The organism is Mesorhizobium sp. P2_F8, from assembly GCF_056403655.1.
The window spans coordinates 526,068-545,565 of the sequence record NZ_JBFUFB010000003.1 but is presented as its reverse complement, the minus strand read 5'-3'; the positions used below and the strand labels follow the sequence as shown (position 1 = coordinate 545,565).

17 protein-coding genes are annotated in these 19,498 nt (G+C 62.6%); 3 read left to right on the top strand and 14 right to left on the bottom strand.

The window, feature by feature from the left end:
* Positions 1-2 precede the first annotated feature (2 nt).
* The 7 genes from AC1DZP_RS09955 to AC1DZP_RS09925 all read right to left on the bottom strand — a co-directional run bounded on the left by AC1DZP_RS09955 (position 3) and on the right by AC1DZP_RS09925 (position 5,921).
* Positions 3-380 (bottom strand): DoxX family protein, encoded by a 378-nt coding sequence (locus AC1DZP_RS09955; RefSeq protein ID WP_477301936.1) that lies wholly within the window; start codon positions 378-380, stop codon positions 3-5.
* Between the two features lie 67 nt (positions 381-447).
* The gene (locus tag AC1DZP_RS09950; RefSeq protein WP_457151187.1) at positions 448-906 is read right to left on the bottom strand and encodes a carboxymuconolactone decarboxylase family protein; all 459 of its coding nucleotides are present in this window, start codon (positions 904-906) and stop codon (positions 448-450) included.
* Positions 907-917: 11 nt separating this feature from the next.
* The gene (locus AC1DZP_RS09945) at positions 918-1,436 is read right to left on the bottom strand and encodes an RrF2 family transcriptional regulator (protein WP_457151188.1); all 519 of its coding nucleotides are present in this window, start codon (positions 1,434-1,436) and stop codon (positions 918-920) included.
* Between the two features lie 111 nt (positions 1,437-1,547).
* The gene (gene preA / locus AC1DZP_RS09940) at positions 1,548-2,861 is read right to left on the bottom strand and encodes an NAD-dependent dihydropyrimidine dehydrogenase subunit PreA (protein ID WP_457151189.1); all 1,314 of its coding nucleotides are present in this window, start codon (positions 2,859-2,861) and stop codon (positions 1,548-1,550) included.
* A gap of 12 nt (positions 2,862-2,873) precedes the next feature.
* On the bottom strand, positions 2,874-3,716 hold the full coding sequence (locus AC1DZP_RS09935; RefSeq protein WP_477301934.1) for a class I SAM-dependent methyltransferase: 843 nt from the start codon (positions 3,714-3,716) through the stop codon (positions 2,874-2,876).
* 4 nt (positions 3,717-3,720) lie between these two features.
* Positions 3,721-5,076: an NAD(P)-dependent oxidoreductase gene (locus AC1DZP_RS09930; protein ID WP_477301932.1), complete on the bottom strand. Its 1,356-nt coding sequence runs from the start codon at positions 5,074-5,076 to the stop codon at positions 3,721-3,723.
* A 119-nt stretch (positions 5,077-5,195) separates the two neighbouring features.
* Positions 5,196-5,921: a gamma-glutamylcyclotransferase gene (locus AC1DZP_RS09925; RefSeq protein ID WP_477301930.1), complete on the bottom strand. Its 726-nt coding sequence runs from the start codon at positions 5,919-5,921 to the stop codon at positions 5,196-5,198.
* 174 nt (positions 5,922-6,095) lie between these two features.
* Here AC1DZP_RS09925 and AC1DZP_RS09920 point away from each other — a divergent pair, with 174 nt between their 5' ends.
* A complete protein-coding gene (locus AC1DZP_RS09920; RefSeq protein WP_477301928.1) occupies positions 6,096-6,872 on the top strand; it encodes a VOC family protein in 777 nt (258 codons plus the stop codon).
* Between the two features lie 81 nt (positions 6,873-6,953).
* Here the strand turns inward: AC1DZP_RS09920 and AC1DZP_RS09915 are convergent, their stop codons facing one another.
* On the bottom strand, positions 6,954-7,442 hold the full coding sequence (locus AC1DZP_RS09915) for a hypothetical protein (RefSeq protein ID WP_167392384.1): 489 nt from the start codon (positions 7,440-7,442) through the stop codon (positions 6,954-6,956).
* Between the two features lie 205 nt (positions 7,443-7,647).
* On the opposite strand from AC1DZP_RS09915, the gene AC1DZP_RS09910 reads away from it, so the two are divergent.
* Positions 7,648-8,040 carry a DoxX family protein gene (locus tag AC1DZP_RS09910; RefSeq protein WP_477227089.1) on the top strand — a complete coding sequence of 131 codons (393 nt, stop codon included), beginning with the start codon at positions 7,648-7,650 and terminating at the stop codon, positions 8,038-8,040.
* Positions 8,041-8,062: 22 nt separating this feature from the next.
* Here the strand turns inward: AC1DZP_RS09910 and AC1DZP_RS09905 are convergent, their stop codons facing one another.
* A complete protein-coding gene (locus AC1DZP_RS09905) occupies positions 8,063-10,489 on the bottom strand; it encodes a GcvT family protein (protein WP_477301926.1) in 2,427 nt (808 codons plus the stop codon).
* 57 nt (positions 10,490-10,546) lie between these two features.
* Positions 10,547-12,085, bottom strand: coding sequence for a trimethylamine methyltransferase family protein (locus tag AC1DZP_RS09900; RefSeq protein WP_477301925.1), 1,539 nt, complete (start codon positions 12,083-12,085; stop codon positions 10,547-10,549).
* A gap of 217 nt (positions 12,086-12,302) precedes the next feature.
* Here AC1DZP_RS09900 and AC1DZP_RS09895 point away from each other — a divergent pair, with 217 nt between their 5' ends.
* Positions 12,303-12,893 carry a transglycosylase SLT domain-containing protein gene (locus AC1DZP_RS09895; protein ID WP_095091475.1) on the top strand — a complete coding sequence of 197 codons (591 nt, stop codon included), beginning with the start codon at positions 12,303-12,305 and terminating at the stop codon, positions 12,891-12,893.
* 32 nt (positions 12,894-12,925) lie between these two features.
* On the opposite strand, the gene AC1DZP_RS09890 is transcribed toward AC1DZP_RS09895, so the two are convergent.
* From AC1DZP_RS09890 to AC1DZP_RS09875, 4 genes are all read right to left on the bottom strand, one after another.
* Positions 12,926-15,118, bottom strand: coding sequence for a dipeptide ABC transporter ATP-binding protein (locus AC1DZP_RS09890; protein WP_477301923.1), 2,193 nt, complete (start codon positions 15,116-15,118; stop codon positions 12,926-12,928).
* Between the two features lie 60 nt (positions 15,119-15,178).
* Positions 15,179-16,336: an ABC transporter permease gene (locus AC1DZP_RS09885; RefSeq protein ID WP_457151197.1), complete on the bottom strand. Its 1,158-nt coding sequence runs from the start codon at positions 16,334-16,336 to the stop codon at positions 15,179-15,181.
* A gap of 12 nt (positions 16,337-16,348) precedes the next feature.
* Complete coding sequence (locus AC1DZP_RS09880) at positions 16,349-17,383, bottom strand: ABC transporter permease (RefSeq protein ID WP_477226940.1); 1,035 nt, start codon at positions 17,381-17,383, stop codon at positions 16,349-16,351.
* Between the two features lie 225 nt (positions 17,384-17,608).
* Positions 17,609-19,261, bottom strand: coding sequence for an ABC transporter substrate-binding protein (locus tag AC1DZP_RS09875; RefSeq protein WP_477301921.1), 1,653 nt, complete (start codon positions 19,259-19,261; stop codon positions 17,609-17,611).
* Between the last annotated feature and the right edge of the window lie 237 nt (positions 19,262-19,498).

The following is a 19,498-nucleotide window of genomic DNA, read 5'->3' as shown; positions in this document are numbered from 1 at the left end:
TCCTAGACAGACTGTGCGATCAGCGTCAGAAAACCACCGCTCAGTGCGACATTGCCGACGAAGCCGTTGATGCGCGACGCCCGGTCCGGGCCCTGATGATCCCAGAAATTGTGGAACATCGGCGTTGCAACAATTAGGAACACGACCAGCACCGCACAGGCAATTGCGATCCAGAAGCCCGCCATTACCAACACGCCGGCAATGATCTGCAGGACAACGCCGGCCCATAGCGCCAACCGCGCCTGCGGCACGCCGCGCGCGGCCATCAGATGGGTCAGGAAGGCCGCGTTCTGGATGTTTCGCAGGCCGGCGAAGACGAAGGCGCCGCCGAGCAACAACCGGCCGAGAAACAACAAGCTCGAAGGCAAATCGATCGGCATCAAACTCCCCCTTCAAAACAGTTGGAGCGCCGCCTCCTCGACGGCGCTCCAAGACAAAACCTGTCAATCAGGCAGCCTTGGCCGCCGCCACTGGATGAATGGCGTGGAACGGGATGCAGAGCCGGTTCCAGGTGTTGATCATGCCGAGCGCGACCGACAGCTTGACCAGTTCCTCTTCCGAGAAATGCTGGAGCGTCTTTGCATAGAGTTCGTCCGACACGCCATGGTCAGCGATCAGGGTAACGGCCTCGGTCCAGGCGAAGGCGGCGCGCTCACGCTCGGAAAACAGCGGCGATTCCTTCCAGGCCGAAACCAGATAGAGCCGTTGCTCGCTCTCGCCGTCGCGCCTGGCCTCGCGGCTGTGCATCTCGACGCAGTACGAGCAGCCATTGATCTGCGATGCACGCAATTTGATCAGGTGCAGCAGGCCCACCTCAAGCCCGCATTCGTCGACCGCCTTGTTGAGCGCCGACACCGCCTTCATGATCTCCGGCGCCTTGGCGAAAAATTGCAGCCTCTGTTTCATCTTGATGTCCTTTACGCTTGCTTGGTTGAACTGGATTTCTGAGGCCTCTGATGGCGCGCTACGAAAGCGCAGCCGGCAGCGACCGAACGCGGATCGGCATCGGTCACGTATTCCGCCACGATGTCGGACAGCTTTGCCTCTGCGAGTGCGGCGCGGTAAGCCTTCTCGGCCTTCAGCATCGCGATATTGATGCCGCAGGGTTTGACATAAGCCGAGGCGTCTAGCCTGGTCGGACCGTTGCGGCGGATCTCGCCGCAACGGAAGGCCGGTTCGCGCCCTTCGACGGCCAGCACGATATCGAGCAGCGTTATCCGCTCGGCCGGCCGCGCCAGCCGGTAGCCGCCGGCCGGGCCCGGCACCGATTCCAGGATGCGCGCAGCGCTCAGCATGTTGAGATGCTTCAGGAGGTAGCTCGGCGACAGGCCAAAGGCCTCCGCCAGCGCGGCGCCCGGCATGGTCGCCTCGCCCTCGACGCCGGCCAGCATGGCGGCGCAGTGGATGGCTGCTTCAACGCCTTCGCCCAGCTTCATTGTGTCGATCTCCAATTCATGGATAAGTCTTATCGTGGATAAATTTTATCTGCAATAGAAAAATGAAAAACGGCGCCCGAAAGCGCCGCTTTTTTTCGACGAATGCTGCCCCTACTCCGCCGCCACCTTGGCCATCGGGTTGTTCGGGTGCGTCGTCCAGTTGGCATAGATCGGCGACACCGGCTTGCCGGTGCGCTGGTCCATTGCGCCTGCCGCGAGCGGCTCCATGGTGATGCAGTTCTCGACCGGGCAGACATTGACGCACAGATTGCAGCCGACGCATTCGGCCTCGATCACCTCGAAATGCCGCTTGCCGTCGACCATGCTGGTGATCGCCTGATGCGAAGTGTCCTCGCAGGCGATGTGGCAGCGGCCGCATTGGATGCAGGCGTCCTGGTCGATACGGGCCTTGGCGACATAGTTGAGGTTGAGGTACTGCCAGTCGGTGACGTTTGGCGTGGCGCGGCCGACGATGTCGTCAAGCGAGGCATGGCCCTTCTCGTCCATCCAGTTTTCGAGACCGGCGATCATCTCCTGCACGATCTTGAAGCCGTAGGTCATCGCCGCCGTGCAGACCTGAACATTGCCGGCGCCGAGCGCCATGAATTCGGCCGCGTCGCGCCAGGTGGTGATGCCGCCGATGCCGGAGATTGGCAAGCCGTGGGTTTCGGGATCGCGCGCGATCTCGGCCACCATGTTCATGGCGATGGGCTTCACCGCCGGGCCGCAATAGCCGCCATGCGAACCCTTGCCGTCGATGGTCGGCTGCGGCGCGAAACTGTCAAGGTCGACGCCGGTGATCGAATTGATGGTGTTGATCAGCGACACCGCGTCGGTGCCGCCGGCAAGCGCGGCGCGCGCGGGCTTGCGTACATCGGTGATGTTGGGCGTCAGCTTGGTGATGACCGGCATGCGGGTGTTGGCCTTGCACCAGCGCACCACCATTTCGATATATTCCGGCACCTGGCCGACGGCGGCACCCATGCCACGTTCCGACATGCCGTGCGGACAGCCGAAATTGAGCTCGATGCCATCAGCTTCCGTCTCCTCGACCACTGGCAGGATCGCCTTCCAGCTCTCCTCGACGCACGGCACCATCAGCGAGACGACAATGGCACGGTCGGGCCAGTCCTTCTTGACCTGCTTGATCTCGCGCAGATTGACCTGCAGATCGCGGTCGGTGATCAACTCGATGTTGTTGAGACCGAGCAATCGCCGGTCGGCGCCCCAGATCGCGCCGTAGCGCGGGCCGTTGACGTTGACCACCGGCGGGCCTTCCTCGCCAAGCGTCTTCCAGACAACGCCGCCCCAGCCGGCCTTGAAGGCACGGATGACGTTGTAGGCTTTGTCGGTCGGCGGCGCCGAGGCCAGCCAGAACGGATTGGGCGATTTGATGCCGACGAAATTATTGCGGATGTCTGCCATGACAGGTCCCTTTCAACCGAGACGAAGGAGCAGTTCGACGGGTGCAAGAATGCCGCCTTCAAGTGCGGCGGTGAGATTGGCGATCTTGGTGCGGGCGTCGTCGCCCATGACGAGGCCAACCCCGGGCGGCGGCTTGCTGCCTTCCGCTTGCGCGGCTGCCAGGCGCGCACGCATCGTGGCGAAGAACTCGATGGCAAAGGCGCCGCGCGGCCGCTCGGCGATCACGGAGAACCCGGCGGCGACGGCCGCCGAGCGATAGTCGTCCGGGGTAGCAACGAAGGACATGGTTTCATCAGACGCCCATGGCAGCGGATAGGTCAGCGCGCCGTCCTTCAGCCGCATCACATCGTAGACGGCGAAAACGCCGCCCGGCCGCAGCACGCGGGCAGCTTCGCTCATCAGTCCCGGCTTGTCGGGCAGGTTCATGCCGACATGCAGGATGACCGCCGCATCGAAGCTGGCATCCGCGAATGGCATGTCCAGCGCACTGCCTTGCACGAACCGCGTCTTGCCCGCCATACCGGTTCGCTCGGATAGGCTGGCCGCGATATCGACATAGCTTTGCGTGAGGTCGATGCCGGTAATATCGGCGCCAAAATTGTTGGCGACGAAGCGGGCCGGCCCGCCGACGCCAGACCCGATATCGAGAAGCATTGTCCCCGGCTTCAGCCCCATCTGCCCGACGAGTGCCATGGTCGCGGCGACGCCGCCAATGTGAAATTCGTCGACCGCTTCAAGATCGCTTGCACGCAGATTGGCAACGTCCACGCCGCTATCGGCGAGCGCGGCAATGATCCGCTCCTCCAGGCCCGATATGTCATAGTGACGGGCGATGCCCGGTTCCACCGCGGCCATGATCCTATCCCTGAGCGAGGCTCCTGTGGATACTCTCCGCCGCGTCGCGGCCTTGCGCCACGGCCGAAACGGTGAGGTCGTCGCCGCCGAAGATGCAGTCGCCGCCGGCCCAGACCTTCGCGAGCGAGGTGCGGCCTTCCGCATCGACCTTGATGCGTCCGGCTTCGAGCTCGATCTCGGCACCGCTGCCGTTAAGCGCGGCCGGCACGAAACTCTGGCCGATCGCCTTGAACACCTGGTCGGCGACCAGTGTCAGCCTCTCGCCGGTGCCTGCAAGCTGTTCGCCGTTCATAGCGGTGTATTCGAGTTCGATGGCCGACACCTTGCCGCCTTCGGCAATCACCCGCTTCGGCTGCAGCCAGTGGCGGATGGTGACGCCGTTGGCGGCCGCCAGATCCTGTTCGAACCCGGAGGCGTTCATCTGCTCGTGGCCGCGCCGGTAGCAGATCGTCACTTCCTCGGCGCCAAGCAGCTTCGACTGCACCGCCGCGTCGATCGCCGTCATGCCGCCGCCGATGACGACGACACGCCGGCCGACCGGCAGGCTGGCGAGATCACTGGCCTGGCGCAGCTCGGCAATGAACTCCACCGCATTGGTGACGCCGTCGGCATCCTCGCCATCGGCGCGCAGCGCATTGACGCCGCCAAGGCCCATGCCGAGGAACACGGCATCGTAATTGCGCATCAGGTCGGACAGATGGTAGTCGCGACCAAGTGCCTTGCCGTTTTGAATGTCGATGCCGCCGATGGCGGTGACGTAGTCGACTTCGGCCTGGGCGAAATTGTCGACGCTCTTGTAGGCGGCGATGCCGTATTCGTTGAGCCCGCCGGCCTTCGGCCGCGCTTCCAGGATGGTCACGTCATGGCCGTGGCGGGCGAGCCGATGTGCGGCGGCGAGGCCTGCCGGCCCTGCCCCGACCACGGCGACCGTCTTGCCGGTGGCAGTGGCGCGTTGGTAAAACTGCTTGTTCTCGCTCATCGCGACATCGGTGGCATAGCGCTGCAGGCGGCCGATCTGGACCGGCTTGCCTTCCGCCACCTCACGTACGCAGACCTCCTCGCACAGCGTCTCGGTCGGGCAGACGCGGGCGCACATGCCACCCAGAATGTTCTGGTCGAAGATCGTCTTGGCCGAACCGATCGGATTACCGGTCGATATCTGGCGGATGAACAGCGGAATGTCGATCGAGGTCGGGCATGCATTCATGCACGGCGCGTCGTAGCAGAAATAGCAGCGGTCGGATTCGACCAGTGCCTCGTGGTGATCGAGCGGCGGGTGCAGGTCGGAAAAATTGTCCGCATACTGGTCGGCTCGGAGCCGGCCGCCGGCAATGCCTTCCTTGAACTGGCCTTCTGGCATCGTCAGTTCCCCATGTTTTGTTTTGGGGAAGGCTAGCACGTTTTATTTTTTTATCAATTGGTCAATTTTCGGTGCAAGGCCCTGAAAAGGCTGGATAAAACATGATCTTTTTACTCATGTTATGGCGTTTGCAGTGCGAGCGGATGGCTGGGCTCGACAGCATGGCCATGGATAGCCCGGACCTCGTCCGCGACCAGTTCCTGCAACCGCCACAGATTGCGGTCGTGGATGCCGAACGCTTCGAGATGACTGACCGTGTTGTAGAGATATTCGGCGCCGGACCCGATATGCCCGCAGGCTCTGGCCAGCACGCTCGCCACTTTGTCCAGTGGCTGGTTCAGTGACGTTCCCCTGCCCTTCACGCCAACCCAGAAGCCAAGCGCGCGCAGCGACCCTTGTGCCGTATGCACCGGCAGCCACCTGACCGTGTCGATACTTTCATGGTCGCTGATCTCGCGCCGCAGCAGGCGTTCGATCTGGGCCGGTTTTTCGCCCTCCGGCAAGCGGTAGATGACGCCGTTGCACCGTCCGCCCCGTTCGAGCGCCATCATAAGCCCCGGCTGCTCGGCGCTGCCACGCCAACGCACCATGTCGAGGCAGAAGGACCGGTGCCAGCCAAAGGCCGTGGCGAGTTGCTGCTCGACCGACTCGAACTCCGGCTTCCAGATCAGCGACCCATAGGCGAACACCCATAGCGGCCCCTCGTCGGCTTCATCGGACAGCCGCAAGGCAAGGGGCCGGAAATCCTCGTCTTTCAACTCCGTCCAGCTCGGGTCAGGCCCGGGATCGGCCTCCTCCCGGTGGCACAGTGCGACAAGCTCAGGCGTGAGCGACATCCGGCGCATGAAACGACATCCCCTCTCCACCGCAGAGAAATCGAAAACCGGTGGGCGCGCAACCCCGGGAACGCTTGTCATGGACCGACATTCTTGTTTGCGCGATTGTCGGATTTCCGTCGTGAAGATCGTCCTAGGATGGATCGACCGACGATCGATGCATAACCGGTGAGGAGACCGACCATGCCAAAAACCCCGATGCCCTTTTTCTGGTACGAATTGTTGACCACAGATCTCGACGCCGCCGAGGCGTTCTACACCAAGGTGGTCGGCTGGACTGCGCAGCCTTTCGACAAGGCCCCCGGCATGCCGCGCTACATCGTCATGAATGTCGGCGAGCGTGGCGTCGGCGGGCTGATGACGATGCCCGAGGACGCCGCCAAGATGGGCATGCCGCCCGCCTGGCTCGGCTACATCCATACAAAAGACGTCGATGTCGCGACGGCATCGCTGGAGAAAGCCGGCGGTGCGGTTCACCGGAAGCCCGACGACATTCCGGGCGTCGGCCGCTTTGCCGTCGTCGCCGATCCGCAAGGCGCGACCTTCATGTTCCTGCAGCCGAACGGCCCGGACCAGCCCATCGTGCCGGCCAGCACACCGGGCCATATCGGCTGGCACGAGCTTTACACCTCGGACTGGAAGGCCGCGTTCGATTTCTATTCCGACCAGTTCGGCTGGGCCAATGCCGGCGATTTCGACATGGGCCCGATGGGCACCTACCAGACTTTCACGGCCGGCCCCGAATCCGGCGGCGGCATCATGAACAAGCCGCAGCAGATCCCGGTGCCGGTCTGGCAGTTCTACTTCAATGTTGCGGCCATAGATGCGGCCGCCAAGCGGGTCACCGACAATGGTGGCAAGATCCTGATGGGCCCGATGGAGGTCCCCGGCGGCAGCTGGATCGTGCAATGCCAGGACCCGCAAGGCGCCCATTTCGCATTGATGGCGCCGGTGCGGTAAGAGGCCAGGCCCGGTTTCTCCGCCCCTCTGTCCATCTGGACAGAGGGGCGCTGTCTCGCTGACTCTGGCGCTCTTTGAGAATTACTCGGGCGTCAGCACCGCGACCTTCAGGTCTGCCTTTTTCGCGCCGCTGAACTGGACGGTGGCCGGGCCGGCCGCAAGCTTGAAACGCACGCTCTTGCGGATGCCGGGGCAGGTTTTCACACCGCTATAGCCCACTGACTTCATGGCGTGGCCGTCCTGAATGACATCGATCCAGGCCTCGCCTGACAGACTTATCTGAATGGCGCCCTCGGCCGGCACCTCGACGCTGGCGACGGCACCGAACGTGCCTGATGCGGGGGCATGTTCGGGCGGCAGCGCAAAACCGGCTTTCTCCGCCGGCACCAGTGCCAGATCCGCAGCAGCACCCACCACCAGCGTCGCTCCAGACGGCGTTGCAGGCGCTGCGGCAAACAACGCCTGTTCCCGCGTCACCGGCCATTTGAAGGCCTCGCAGCCGGCATCCTCGGCCATGGCGAAGCTGGTCCCTGCAAGGATTGCGAATAGACTGATGGCGACTTTTTTCATAACCAAGGGAACCCACCTGTTCGGAATGTCCATATTATGGATACAACCATAGCGATACAAATGCAACCCATACGAGAACAATATGAAAGGTCAAACCGGGGAACATTTCCAATCACCGATTGTTGATGGCATGCCATGGGAAGTGAATGGTCCGTTACCCAGCGACAATCTATGGCCGGTCGGGAAGCGACAAATGGAGCCATTTATGAAGCTTTTCGAAAGCCTCGCCAAGTATCAGCCGCAGGCCTTGGGGGTGCTGCGCATCATGACGGCGCTGCAGTTCATCGAGCACGGCAGCCAGAAATTGTTCAATTTTCCCATAAGCGACCAACCCCATACCCTTACCGGGCTGACACTCGCCGCTGGAATTCTCGAATTCGCCGGCGGCATCCTGCTGGCGCTGGGGCTGTTCACCCGCCCGGTCGCGTTCCTGCTGGCCGGCGAAATGGCGATCGCCTATTTCATGGCGCACATGCCGCGCGACTTTTTCCCCGTCAACAACGGCGGAGATTTGGCGATCTCGTTCTGCTTCATCTTCCTCTATCTGGTGTTTGCCGGCGCCGGCGCTTTTGCGTTGGACAACCGCCGTAGCGCCTGACCACCTTGGGAGGGATGCGTGCTCAAGCGCGCATCCTCTCGAAATTGGCATCGAACAGTGGCGCCGGCTGCACGCGCGCCGCATGCCGCTTGCCCAAAAGCTCGATCTCGAAGCCGTCGCTCTCGTCGGCGATCTCCTTCGGCACATAGCCCACGGCGACGGATTGTTTCGAGTGATGCGCGTAGCCACCCGAAGTCACCCAGCCACGCACCGCGCCATCGAACCAGATCGGCTCGTCGCCGATGACATCGGCGTCGTCGGCATCGACGATGAAGGCGCGAAGGCGCAGCTTGCCGCCCTGCTTGCGCTCGGCGAGCGCCGCGGCCTTGCCGATGAAATCCGCATCCTTGCTATACGCAACGAAGCGGTCGAGACCGGCTTCCAGTGGCCCATAGATCGGCCGGTACTCGCGCGCCCATGAACCGTAGTTCTTCTCCAGCCGCAGCGCGTTCAGCGCCCGCGAGCCAAACAGGCCGATGCCGAATTCCTCGCCGGCCGCCATCAGGGCCTGGAATGCAGCGCGCTGATACTCCGGCGCCACCCAGATCTCGTAGCCGAGGTCGCCTGTGTAGCTGACGCGGCCGACCAGGCAAGGCGCCATGCCGATGTCCATTCTTGCAACCGCCATGAAGGGAAACGCGGCGTTGGAGACATCCGCGCGGCTGACCGTGGCCAGCACTTCGCGCGCTCTCGGCCCGGCGATCGCCAGGCCGGTGAGTTTTGGCCCCAGCGCCTCGATGCGAACCGAACCATCGGCAGGCAGGTGCTTCTCGAACCAGCGCATGTGGTATTGCTCGGCGATGCCGGAGCCGGCGAGGAACCAGCCTTCGCTGCCGATATTGGCCAGTGTGAAGTCGCCGATCAGCTTGCCGTCATCCTTCAGCATCGGCGCCAGCGTCATGCGGCCGGGCCTGGGCAGCTTGCAGGCGAGCATCCGGTCGAGCCAGGCGGCCGCCCCCTCGCCCGCCACCTTGTATTTGGCGAAGCTCGAAATCTCTGACAGGCCGACGCCGTCGCGAACGGTCGCGACCTCCCTGGCGACCTGGGTGAAATCGCTCGAGCGGCGCCACGAGAACTCGTCCTTGACACCTTCGGGCGCATACCAGAGCGGCACCTCGAGCCCATAGGCGACGCCCCATTGCGCGCCCTTGGCCGACAGCAGGTCATAGACCGGCGTCGTCTTCAGCGGCCGCCCGGCGGGCAGTTCCTCATTGGGGAAGCGGATCGAAAAGCGCCTGGAATAGTTCTCGCGCACCTTGGCGTTGGTGTAGGCCATCGTCGCCCAGTCGCCATAGCGCGTGACGTCCATCGCCCAGATATCCGCGCCGGGATCGCCCTCGATCATCCAGTTGGACAGCGCCAGGCCGACGCCGCCGCCTTGGCTGAAGCCGGCCATGACTCCACAGGCAACCCAGAAACCCGGCAGGCCGCGCACCGGCCCGACCAGCGGGTTGCCGTCCGGCGCGAAGGTGAAGGGGCCGTTGATGATCTGCTTGATGCCAGTGTTCTGGAACGCCGGGAAATGCCGGAAGCCGACCTCGAGCGACGGCGCGATGCGGTCGATGTCCGGCGCCAGCAATTCATGGCCGAAATTCCACGGCGTCTGGAACTCGGACCACGGCTTGTTGGCCTTCTCATAGGTACCCATCAGCATGCCGCCGCGTTCCTGGCGCAGATAGAGCTCGCCATCGAAATCGACCGCGTGGATGATCTCCGTGCCGGTCTTGGCGTTCCAGGCAGCGACCTCCGGCATGTCCTCGGTGATCAGGTACATATGCTCCATCGCCAGCACCGGCAGTTCGAGCCCGACCATGCGGCCGACCTCGCGCGCCCACAGGCCGCCGGCATTGACGACATGCTCGGCCACCACCTCGCCCTTGTTGGTGATGACGCGCCACATTCCATCGGCGCGCCGCACGATGTCCTCGACCTTGGTGAAGCGCTCGACCTCGGCGCCGAGTTTGCGCGCCGCCTTGGCATAGGCATGGGTCACCCCCGACGGATCGAGATGGCCGTCCTCCTTGTTTCTGACAGCGCCGACGAACTGCTTGGGATCGAGCAGCGGCATCAGTTCGGCCGCCTCGCTGGGCGAGATCTCCTCAAGCTCGATGCCGAGATAGCGCCCCTTGGCGACGACGCCGCGCAGCCAGTCCAGCCGCGCCTCGGTCGCCGCCAGAAGCACACCGCCGGTCAGGTGCACGCCGGTCGCCTGGCCGGAAAGCTCCTCGATCTCCTTGTAGAGGTTGATGGTGTATTTCTGCAGCTTGGCGACGTTGGGGTCGCCATTGATCGTGTGCATGCCGCCGGCCGCGTGCCAGGTCGAGCCTGAGGTCAGCTCGTCACGCTCCAGAAGCACGACGTCGGTCCAGCCATGGCGGGCCAGATGGAACAGTACGGAGCACCCGACGACGCCGCCGCCAATGACCACGACCTTTGCATGCGATTTCATGGATTTTTCTCTGATATCAGTGTGTTGAATGGGTGAGATGAATCGAAACGCAAGGCATCACGGCTCGCCCTGCCCGATCGCTTCGCGCCGCTTGGCCATGTAGGCCTCGAGCGCCTCGCGCACGGCGATATCCATCACCGGCTCGACATAGTCCTCGAGCGCCTTCTTCCACAGCCGCGTCGCCCGCGCCGTGGCGTCGAGGCCACCGGCTTCCTGCCAGGCTTCGTAATTCTGCCAATTGGACAGCATCGGCTGGTAGAAGGCGGTGGCGTAACGCTCGAGCGTATGCGGCTCGCCGAAGAAATGGCCGCCGGTCGGCACCGCGCCCAAAGCCTCGACGGCAAGCTCCGCCTCGTTGACCTCGATCGGGCGCAGGAACTCCATCATGTGCTGGATCATCTCGACATCGATGATGAGCTTCTCGAACGAAGCGGTCAGTCCGCCCTCCTGCCAGCCGGCGGCATGGTAGACGAGATTACCATGGCCGAGCACCGCGCCCCACAGCGCCATCAGCGTCTCATACGCGCCCTGCGCATCGGCGGCGTTGGAGGCGGAACCCGGGGTGGTGCGGTAGGGCAGATTGTAGCGTCGCGCCAACTGCCCCGACGCGATGTTGGCCTTGGTATTCTCCGGCGTGCCGAAGGCCGGCGCGCCCGACTTCATGTCGACATTGGAAGTGAAGGCGCCATACATGACCGGCGCACCGGGGCGCACCAACTGCGTCAGCACCACGCCGAACAGCGCTTCGGCATTCTGTTGCGCCAGCGCGCCGGCCAGCGTCACCGGGCTCATCGCCCCCATCAGCGTGAACGGCGTCACCGCCACCGACTGGCCGAACTCGGCCATGGTCATCAGCCCCTCGGCCATCATCTCGTCAAAGCGGCGCGGCGAGTTGACCGAGATGATGGTGGTGATCCCCGGATCGTCGCGCATCTGGTCCAGCGTCAGCCCGCGCGCAATCGCCATCATCTCGATGCCGTCCAGCGCCCTACCCCTCCCGATCGCCGAGACATGGAAGCTCTTGTCGGTCAGCGTCAGATTGGTGAAATAGGTGTCGAGATGGCGGGAATTCGCCGGCAGTTCCACCGGCGCGCAGACCTGGTTGCCGAGCATGTGGATGCAGTTGAAGTGCTGCGCCAGCCGGGTGAGGTCGGAATAGTCGCGCAGATTGCCGGCGCGGCGGCCGCGTTCCATGTCATGCACATTGGGCGGYCCGGCGACAAGCGTGAAATTGATGGTGTTGCCGCCGAGATGAATGGCGTTGGCCGGATTGCGCGGCGTCAGCACATAGCTGGACTGCGTGGTCTTCAGCGCCTCGGCGACGAGGCCGCGATCGATGCGGACATTCGCCGAGGCATGATCGACGCTGGCGCCGGCCTTCTCGAACAGCGATAGCGCGCGCGGGCTCATCACCTCGATGCCGAAATTCTCCAATATGTGCATCGACGCCTGATGGATCTGCTCGATCTGGTCGGCCGAGAGCATTGCCATTGGCGGATAGGGATTGGTCACGCGCCGGAGCGGCAATTGCGGGATGGCCGATGGCCCCCTGTTGCTGGTGCGCTCGGCGCCGCGCTTGCGTCTTGGTTCGTTCATGCCTGACATCAAAGCCCCGGCAAACCGGGCAAGCTGTCAGAAATACGCCGTTTGCGGACGTGATTTTAGCCACGGCGGCATTTCTGCAGTGTCCGTTTAGGAAAAACGACAAAATGCGTCGTGTTATTGGCAATGGATTTTGTCGAGCAGCTACGCCGGTGAGGCATTAACGAACGTCGCAAGATTCCTTTTATGTTTTCGCCCTATTGCTCCTCCAATGCGTAGTTCGAGTTTTAGTAAAATTGGTGCGGTTTGCGTGCTGCTGGCGCTTTCGGCCTGCGCCACGGCGCCCAGTCATATCAACAATGTCTGCGCCGTCTTCGACCAGAACGATGGCTGGTTCGACAACTGGCAGTCGGCCGCCGAGCACACGCAGCAGAAATACGGCGTGCCGGTCCCCGTGCTGATGGCGACGGTGCGCAAGGAATCCGGCTTCAAGAGCAACGCCCGGCCGCCGCGCACCAAGCTGCTCGGCTTCATTCCATGGAAGCACGTCTCGTCGGCCACCGGCTTCTCGCAGGCACTGGATGGCACCTGGTCGCAATATCAGAGAGAGACTGGCAACTGGGCGGCGCGGCGGACCAAATTTGCCGACGCCGTCGATTTCGTCGGCTGGTATCACTCCAAGACGGCAGACAGCTATGGTGTCGCCCGCAACGACACCTACAATCTCTATCTCGCCTACTATCTCGGCTGGACCGCCTATGGCCGCGGCAACCGCGGCGATGCCGGCGTCCAGGGCTATGCGAGGGCCACCGAAAAGATGGCGCGGGACTATGCGCAGCAACTGAGCCAGTGCGGCAACTGAACGCGCCGCTGCGCTAACTCCGACTGCGCCCGTCAGTTCGGCTTTTTGCCGCGTGGGGGCTTGGGCGTAGGCGCCTCCGAAACACGCGGCGCGTCTTCCGGCACGCCCTCATGCGCGGCGTGTTCCTTGTCGAACTTGATCACCGGCTCCATTTTGGCCAGCACGTCGTCCGCCAGCCAGCACAGGCTCATATGGCCGTCGCCCAGGTTCTTGACCGGCGGCACCTTGGTCTCGCACAGATTGTCCGGCACAAGTTTCTTGTAGCCGCAGCGTGTCTGGAACGGACAGCCCGACGGCGGGTTCATCGCCGAAGGAATGTCGCCCTCCAGCACGATGTGCCGCTTCACCACGCTGGTGTCGGCGATCGGGATCGCCGACAGCAGCGCCTCGGTATAGGGGTGATAGGGCGGCGCGAAGATCTGGTCGGTCGTGCCTTGCTCGACGATGTAGCCGAGATACATCACGACGACACGGTCGGCGATGTAGCGCACGACCGACAGATCGTGGCTGATGAACAGCATCGTCGTCTTGTTCTTGCGCTGGATGTCCATCAAGAGTTCGGTCACCGCCGCCTGCACGGACACGTCGAGCGCCGACACCGGCTCGTCGGCCACCACCACCTTGGCGTCGCCGGCAAAGGCCCGCGCCACGCCGATGCGCTGCTTCTGGCCGCCGGACAACTGGCGCGGCTTGCGGGTCTCGAACGCCCGCGGCAGCTTCACCAGGTCGAGCAGTTCCAGCATGCGCTTGCGGCGGTCGGCAACCGTCTTGCCGACGTTGAATTTCTCCAGCGTGCGGATGATCTGCGAACCGACCGAATGGCTGGGATTGAGCGTGTCGAACGGGTTCTGGAACACCATCTGGATCGACGACACGGTGTCGACGCTGCGCTTCTCGATGCCGGTCGACTGGATTTCCGTATTGCCCAGCGTCACGCTGCCGGAGCTTGCCGTCTCAAGCCCGAGCAGCACCTTGGCCAATGTCGACTTTCCACAGCCGGATTCACCGACGATGGCGACCGTCTCGGATTCGCGCGCCATGAACGAGATCGTCTCGTTGGCCTTGACGACGCGGCCTTCGCTCGAGCCGAACACCTCACTGCCGCCGACCTTGTAGTATTTTCTCAGATCCTCGATCTTGAGCACCGGCGCGCCGGGCACGACGCGCTCATTGACCTTCTTGGCGCCGGGCGGCAGGGCCTCCCAGTCGATCTCGTTGAAACGCACGCAGCGCGAGAAATGGCCTTCGTGGCCCGCGACCTCGATCATCGGGATCTCGGCGGCATTGCAGACGCCCTCGACGAAATGGTGACAGCGCGGGCCGAAATTGCAGCCTTTGGGCCGCTCATGCGGCAGCGGCAGCTGTCCGGGAATCGAGATCAGCGGCCGTGAATTCTTGTCAGCGCCGGGCAGCGGGATCGAGCGGAACAACCCTTGCGTATAGGGATGGCGCATGCGGTCGAACACGTCCTTGATCTTGCCGGTCTCCACCGCCTCGCCCGAATACATCACCGTGATGCGGTCGCAGGTCTCCAGGATGAGACCCAGATTGTGCGACACGAAGATCATCGAGGTGCCGAACTTCTCGCCCAGCCCCTTGACCAGGTCGACGATGCCCGCCTCGACTGTCACGTCGAGCGCCGTCGTCGGCTCGTCCAGCAAAAGCAGCGCCGGCTTCGACAGAAGCGCCATGGCGATGACGATACGCTGCTGCTGACCGCCGGAGAGCTGGTGCGGATAGGAGCGCATCATGCGCTCGGGGTCGGGAAGCTTGACCGAACGCACCATTTCGAGCGCCCGTTTGTAAGCCTCTTCCTTCGACACCTTGTCGTGGATCAGCGGCACTTCCATCAATTGCTGGCCGACCTTCATCGCCGGATTGAGGCTCGCCATCGGTTCCTGGTAGATCATGGCGATCTTGTTCCCGCGGATGGCGCGCAGCTCCTCATCGGAGAGCTCGCCCATGTCCTTGCCCTGGAACTTGATCTTGCCGCCGACGATCTTTCCGATGTTGGAGAGGTCGCGCATGATGCCGAGCGACACGGTCGACTTGCCGCAGCCGGATTCGCCGACGATGCCCATCGCCTCGCCCGGCATGACCGTGCAGGAAAAATCCATGACCGCCGGGATTTCGCCCTTGCGGGTGAAGAAGGAGATCGACAGGTTTTCGATCTCGATGATCGGCCCATTGGTCGGCTTGGCGGGATTTCGAACTGCCTCATTCATGGGTCGCTCCAATCCTTGTTTCAGGCCGGCTCTTCGCTCTTGGGGTTGAAGATCCGTCCATCAGTCTTTCATCGATTGTTCGCGCAGCGAGTCGGCCAACAGGTTCAAGCCCAGCACGAACGACATCAGTGCGATCGTCGGCGGCAGCGCCGGGTGGATGAAGGAGCGCAGCAGGCGGCTGGCGTCCTTGATCGCGGTGCCCCAGTCCGGACTTTCGGGCGCCAGGCCAAGGCCGAAATAACCGAGCGTGCCGAGCAGGATCGTGGTGTAACCGATGCGCAGGCAGGCATCGACGATCAGCGGCCCGCGTGCATTGGGCAGGATCTCCCACAGCATGATGTACCAGGGCGATTCACCCCGCGTCTGTGCCGCCGCCACATAATCGCGCGTCTTGATGTCCATCACCAGGCCGCGCACGATACGAAACACGCCGGGGCTGGAGGCGAACACCACCGCCACGAAGATGTTGAGCTGGTTGGGGTCGATGTGCACGATCTTCAGCGGATCGGCGTCGAACACCAGGCCGGCATAGATCCAGCCACCGACGATCAGGGTGATGCCGAGCAGGATGTAGAGCCGATCGGGCCGGTTCTTGTAGCGCGTCCAGAACAGCACGCTGAAGAAGATGATCGGAAACAGGAAGAACACGCCGGCCATCGCATAGGGGATCGGCGTGTCCATGATGCCCGGCGTCACCAGCAGGTAGAACAGCAGGATCACCGGGAAGGCCAGCACCAGATTGGCCAGGAACGACAGCACTGTGTCGATCTTGCCGCCGTAGTAGCCGGCCGGCAAGCCGAGCGTGATGCCGACCATCAGCGCGAAGCCCGTCGCGGCAGGCGCGATGATCAGTACGATCTGGCTGCCATAGACCATGCGCGAAAACACGTCGCGCGCCAGCTTGTCGCCACCGAACAGATAGGTCAGTCCCGATTGCGGTTCGATGGCGCCCGGCAGCACGTCCTTCATGATCGGGACCTGGGCCAGCGGATCGAAGGGCGAGATGGTCGCGGCGAAGATTGCCGTGAACAGCCAGAACAGGCAGATGCCGACGCCGACTATGCCTACGCCGCTGTCGAACAGCTGGCCGTAGAGCGCCAGCTTCTTCTTGTAGGCGAAGCTCGCTCCCATGACGATGAGGAGCGCGATCCAGACCGGCCAGAAGCGCGACAGCACTTCGAGAACGACGGTGAACGCACTGATGTATTGGATCGGCATCCGCTTCGCCCCCTACTGAACTCTGATACGCGGATTGAGAAACGCGTAGCCGACATCGGAAATGAGCTGCGTGATCAAGACGATGAACACCGAAACCAGCGAGCAGCCGAGCAGCAGGTCGATGTCGTTGTTGCCGGCCGCCTCGACCAGCGTGTAGCCGAAGCCTTGGTAGCGGAACATCACCTCGACGATGACGACGCCAGTGAGCAGCCAGGGAAACTGCAGCATGATGACGGTGAATGGCGCGATCAGCGCATTGCGCAGCGCGTGCTTCACCACCACGCTGCCGAAGGAGAGACCCTTCAATCGGGCGGTCCGGATATATTGCTGCGTCATCACCTCGACCATCGAAGCGCGCGTCATGCGGGCGATGTAGCCGATGCCGTAGATCGCCAGCGTCATGACCGGCAAAGTGAAATTGTAGAAGGTGATGCCCTGGCTGGCCGAKGCCGCCGARCCGTTCAACCAGCCRAGCCAYGAGGCGAAGATGACGGTGAAGATGACGCCCGACACATATTCGGGYGTCGCSGTCGASGCRATCGAGGCCACCGAYAGCACSCGRTCGGTTCGCGACCCTTCGCGCATGCCGGCCAGAATGCCGATCAGCAGCGAGATCGGCACCATTACCGCCAGCACGCAGAGCATCAGGGTGCCGGTCGCGCCAAGGGCGGGAAACAGTTTCGAGGCGACGCTAGCCTTGAATTTGGTAGAGCAGCCGAAATCGCCCTCGAGAACGCCAGCGAAGGTCGGCACGACCGGATCGTTGCAGAAGGAGAAACGCTGCGCCGGCTTGCCGGTCGCCGGGTCGGTCACCGGCTGCTTGGGCACGACGCCCAGCCACTGCCCATAGCGGACGAAGAAGTTCTGCCGGTAGCCATGGTTGACCAGCCAGCTTTCGAGCTGCTCGGCCGAGGTATGCATTTCGGTCTGGCTGATCGCCAGCTTCTTCAGATTGGGTTCAAGGTTGATCAGGAAGAAGACGATCATGGTCAGGCACAGCATCGTCAATGCCATGGTGCCAAGGCGCCTGATAACGAAAGAAAGCATGGCGGTCCCCTGCCGATGGGTTGGGGTTTGAGCCGGCTATGAAAGCCAACCCTGCCGTGACCGGCGGGGCTGGCTGTCAAACAGGCCTTCGGATGCGATCAACCCTGTTTTTGTTGCATGACCTTGCCCGGGAGTCCGCAACTTTTTTGAGAAGCGGACCTACAGGGACGGATGATGCCAACAGCGAGGGAAGGGGCTGATGCCCCCTTCCCCTTGTCCGTGCGATCAAGCCTGGTCGAGCCAGACCTTGCCGTAGTCGCGCTCGAAGGTCGGATGCATCTTGTAGTTCTGCACCGCCTTGACCGAGTGGCTGTAGAGCTTGCGCCAGTACGGCTGGATCAAGATGCCGGAATCCTGCAGGATCTGCTCGATGTCCTTCATCATTTCCTTGCGCTTGGCGGCGTCGGCAACGGCGAGCGCTGCATTGAGCTTGGCGTCCCAGTCGGGGTTCGACCAGGCCGTCTCGTTCCAGGCCTCGCCTGTGCGATAGCCGATCGCAAGCACCTGGACGCCAAGCGGCCGCATGTTCCAGTTGGTCATCGACAGCGGATACTTGGTCCAATCGTTCCAGAACGTCGAGCCAGGCAGCACGGTGCGCTTCACCTTGAGGCCGGCGTCGCGCATCTGGGCGGCGATCGCATCGCCGGTGTTCTTGTGCCAGTCCTCGTCGACGGTGATCAGATCGTGCTCGAAGTCAGCCTGGCCTGCCTCCGCCATCAACGCCTTTGCCTTGGCCGGATCGCGGGCGACCTTCGCAAGCTCGAAATATTCCGGGTGAATCTGGCAGACATGGTGGTTTTCGGCAACGGTGCCGGCATTGCCGTAGCCGAGCTGAAGAACGACATTGTTGTCGACCGCAAGCTGCAACGCGTTGCGCACCTTCTGATCGCCATAGGGCTTGTTGTTGACGTTGGTGCGGCAAACGATGGTCGACGCCGTGACGATTTCCGACTTGACCAGGTCCATGCCGTCAAGGATCGACACATAGTCGGCCGAGGTCTCGAAGTTGGTGTGGACTTCGCCGGCTTCGAAAGCGCTGACCATGGCTGCCGGATCGGTGCCGTAGTCGATGAATTCCAGGCCATCGAGGAACACTTCGCCGTCCCACCACTTGTCGTCGGCACGGCGCTTGTAGACCACCTTCTGGCCGACATCGTAGGAGACGAGTTCGAACGGGCCGGTGCCGATCGGGCAGGATTTGAAATCGCCGCCCTTCTCATCGAAGCTCTTGTGAACGATCAGGCCGGGATAGTCGCACATGTTGGGGATGAGTGCGATATCGGGCTTGGAGAGCTTCAGCACGACCGTGTGGTCGTCCGGCTTGGTGACGGCGCTTTCGTCGAGCTTGTCGTCCTTGACCAGCGAGCCGAGACGGCCGGGCATGGAATTGCCTTCGGCCTTCTTGTCGGCCCAGCGCTTGAGATTGAAGATGACGTCATCGGCGGTGAAGGGGTCGCCATTCGACCAGGTGACGCCCTTGCGCACATGCAGCGTGTACTGCGTGGCGTCGTCGTTCACGTCCCAGCTTTCCAGCAGATAGGGGCGGAACGTGTATTCGGATGTGTACTTGACCAGCGGCTCGAGCGCCTGGCGCTCGGCATTAGCGATTTCCGACCAGTCGGCTTTGCGCGGGTCCTTCGGATCCTTGATCCACTGGGCGATCTTCAGCGTGCCGCCCTTCTTGCCTTTTACCTCTTCGGCCTTCGCCGGCGTCGGGTCGGCGAGGCCGAGCAAGCCGTAAGCCATTGCCGTCGACGCGCCGAACACGCTGGCCATGGCCAGGAATTCGCGGCGATCCACCGTGCCTGCCTTGGCGTCTTCGGCCATGGCCAGGATGTGATCGGGAACGCGATCGCCGTTACTCTTATAAATTGTCATGACTTAACTCCCATTGTTGGCTTTCCGCCTTTTAACATTCCGCATCCAGGCCATGATGTCAAAGCCGGTATGGATTGGAACATGTTAGCGAATGTGCAACTTTGGAAAGCGGGCGGTTCGCGTGATAACGACAGTCTTGGCGCAAAATTGCTACTGCCCGACTGATTCCTCTGGAATCTCGATAGTCGAATAAACTGAGACATTTACTGAAGGCCGAACAGCGCCAGCCTTGGGCCG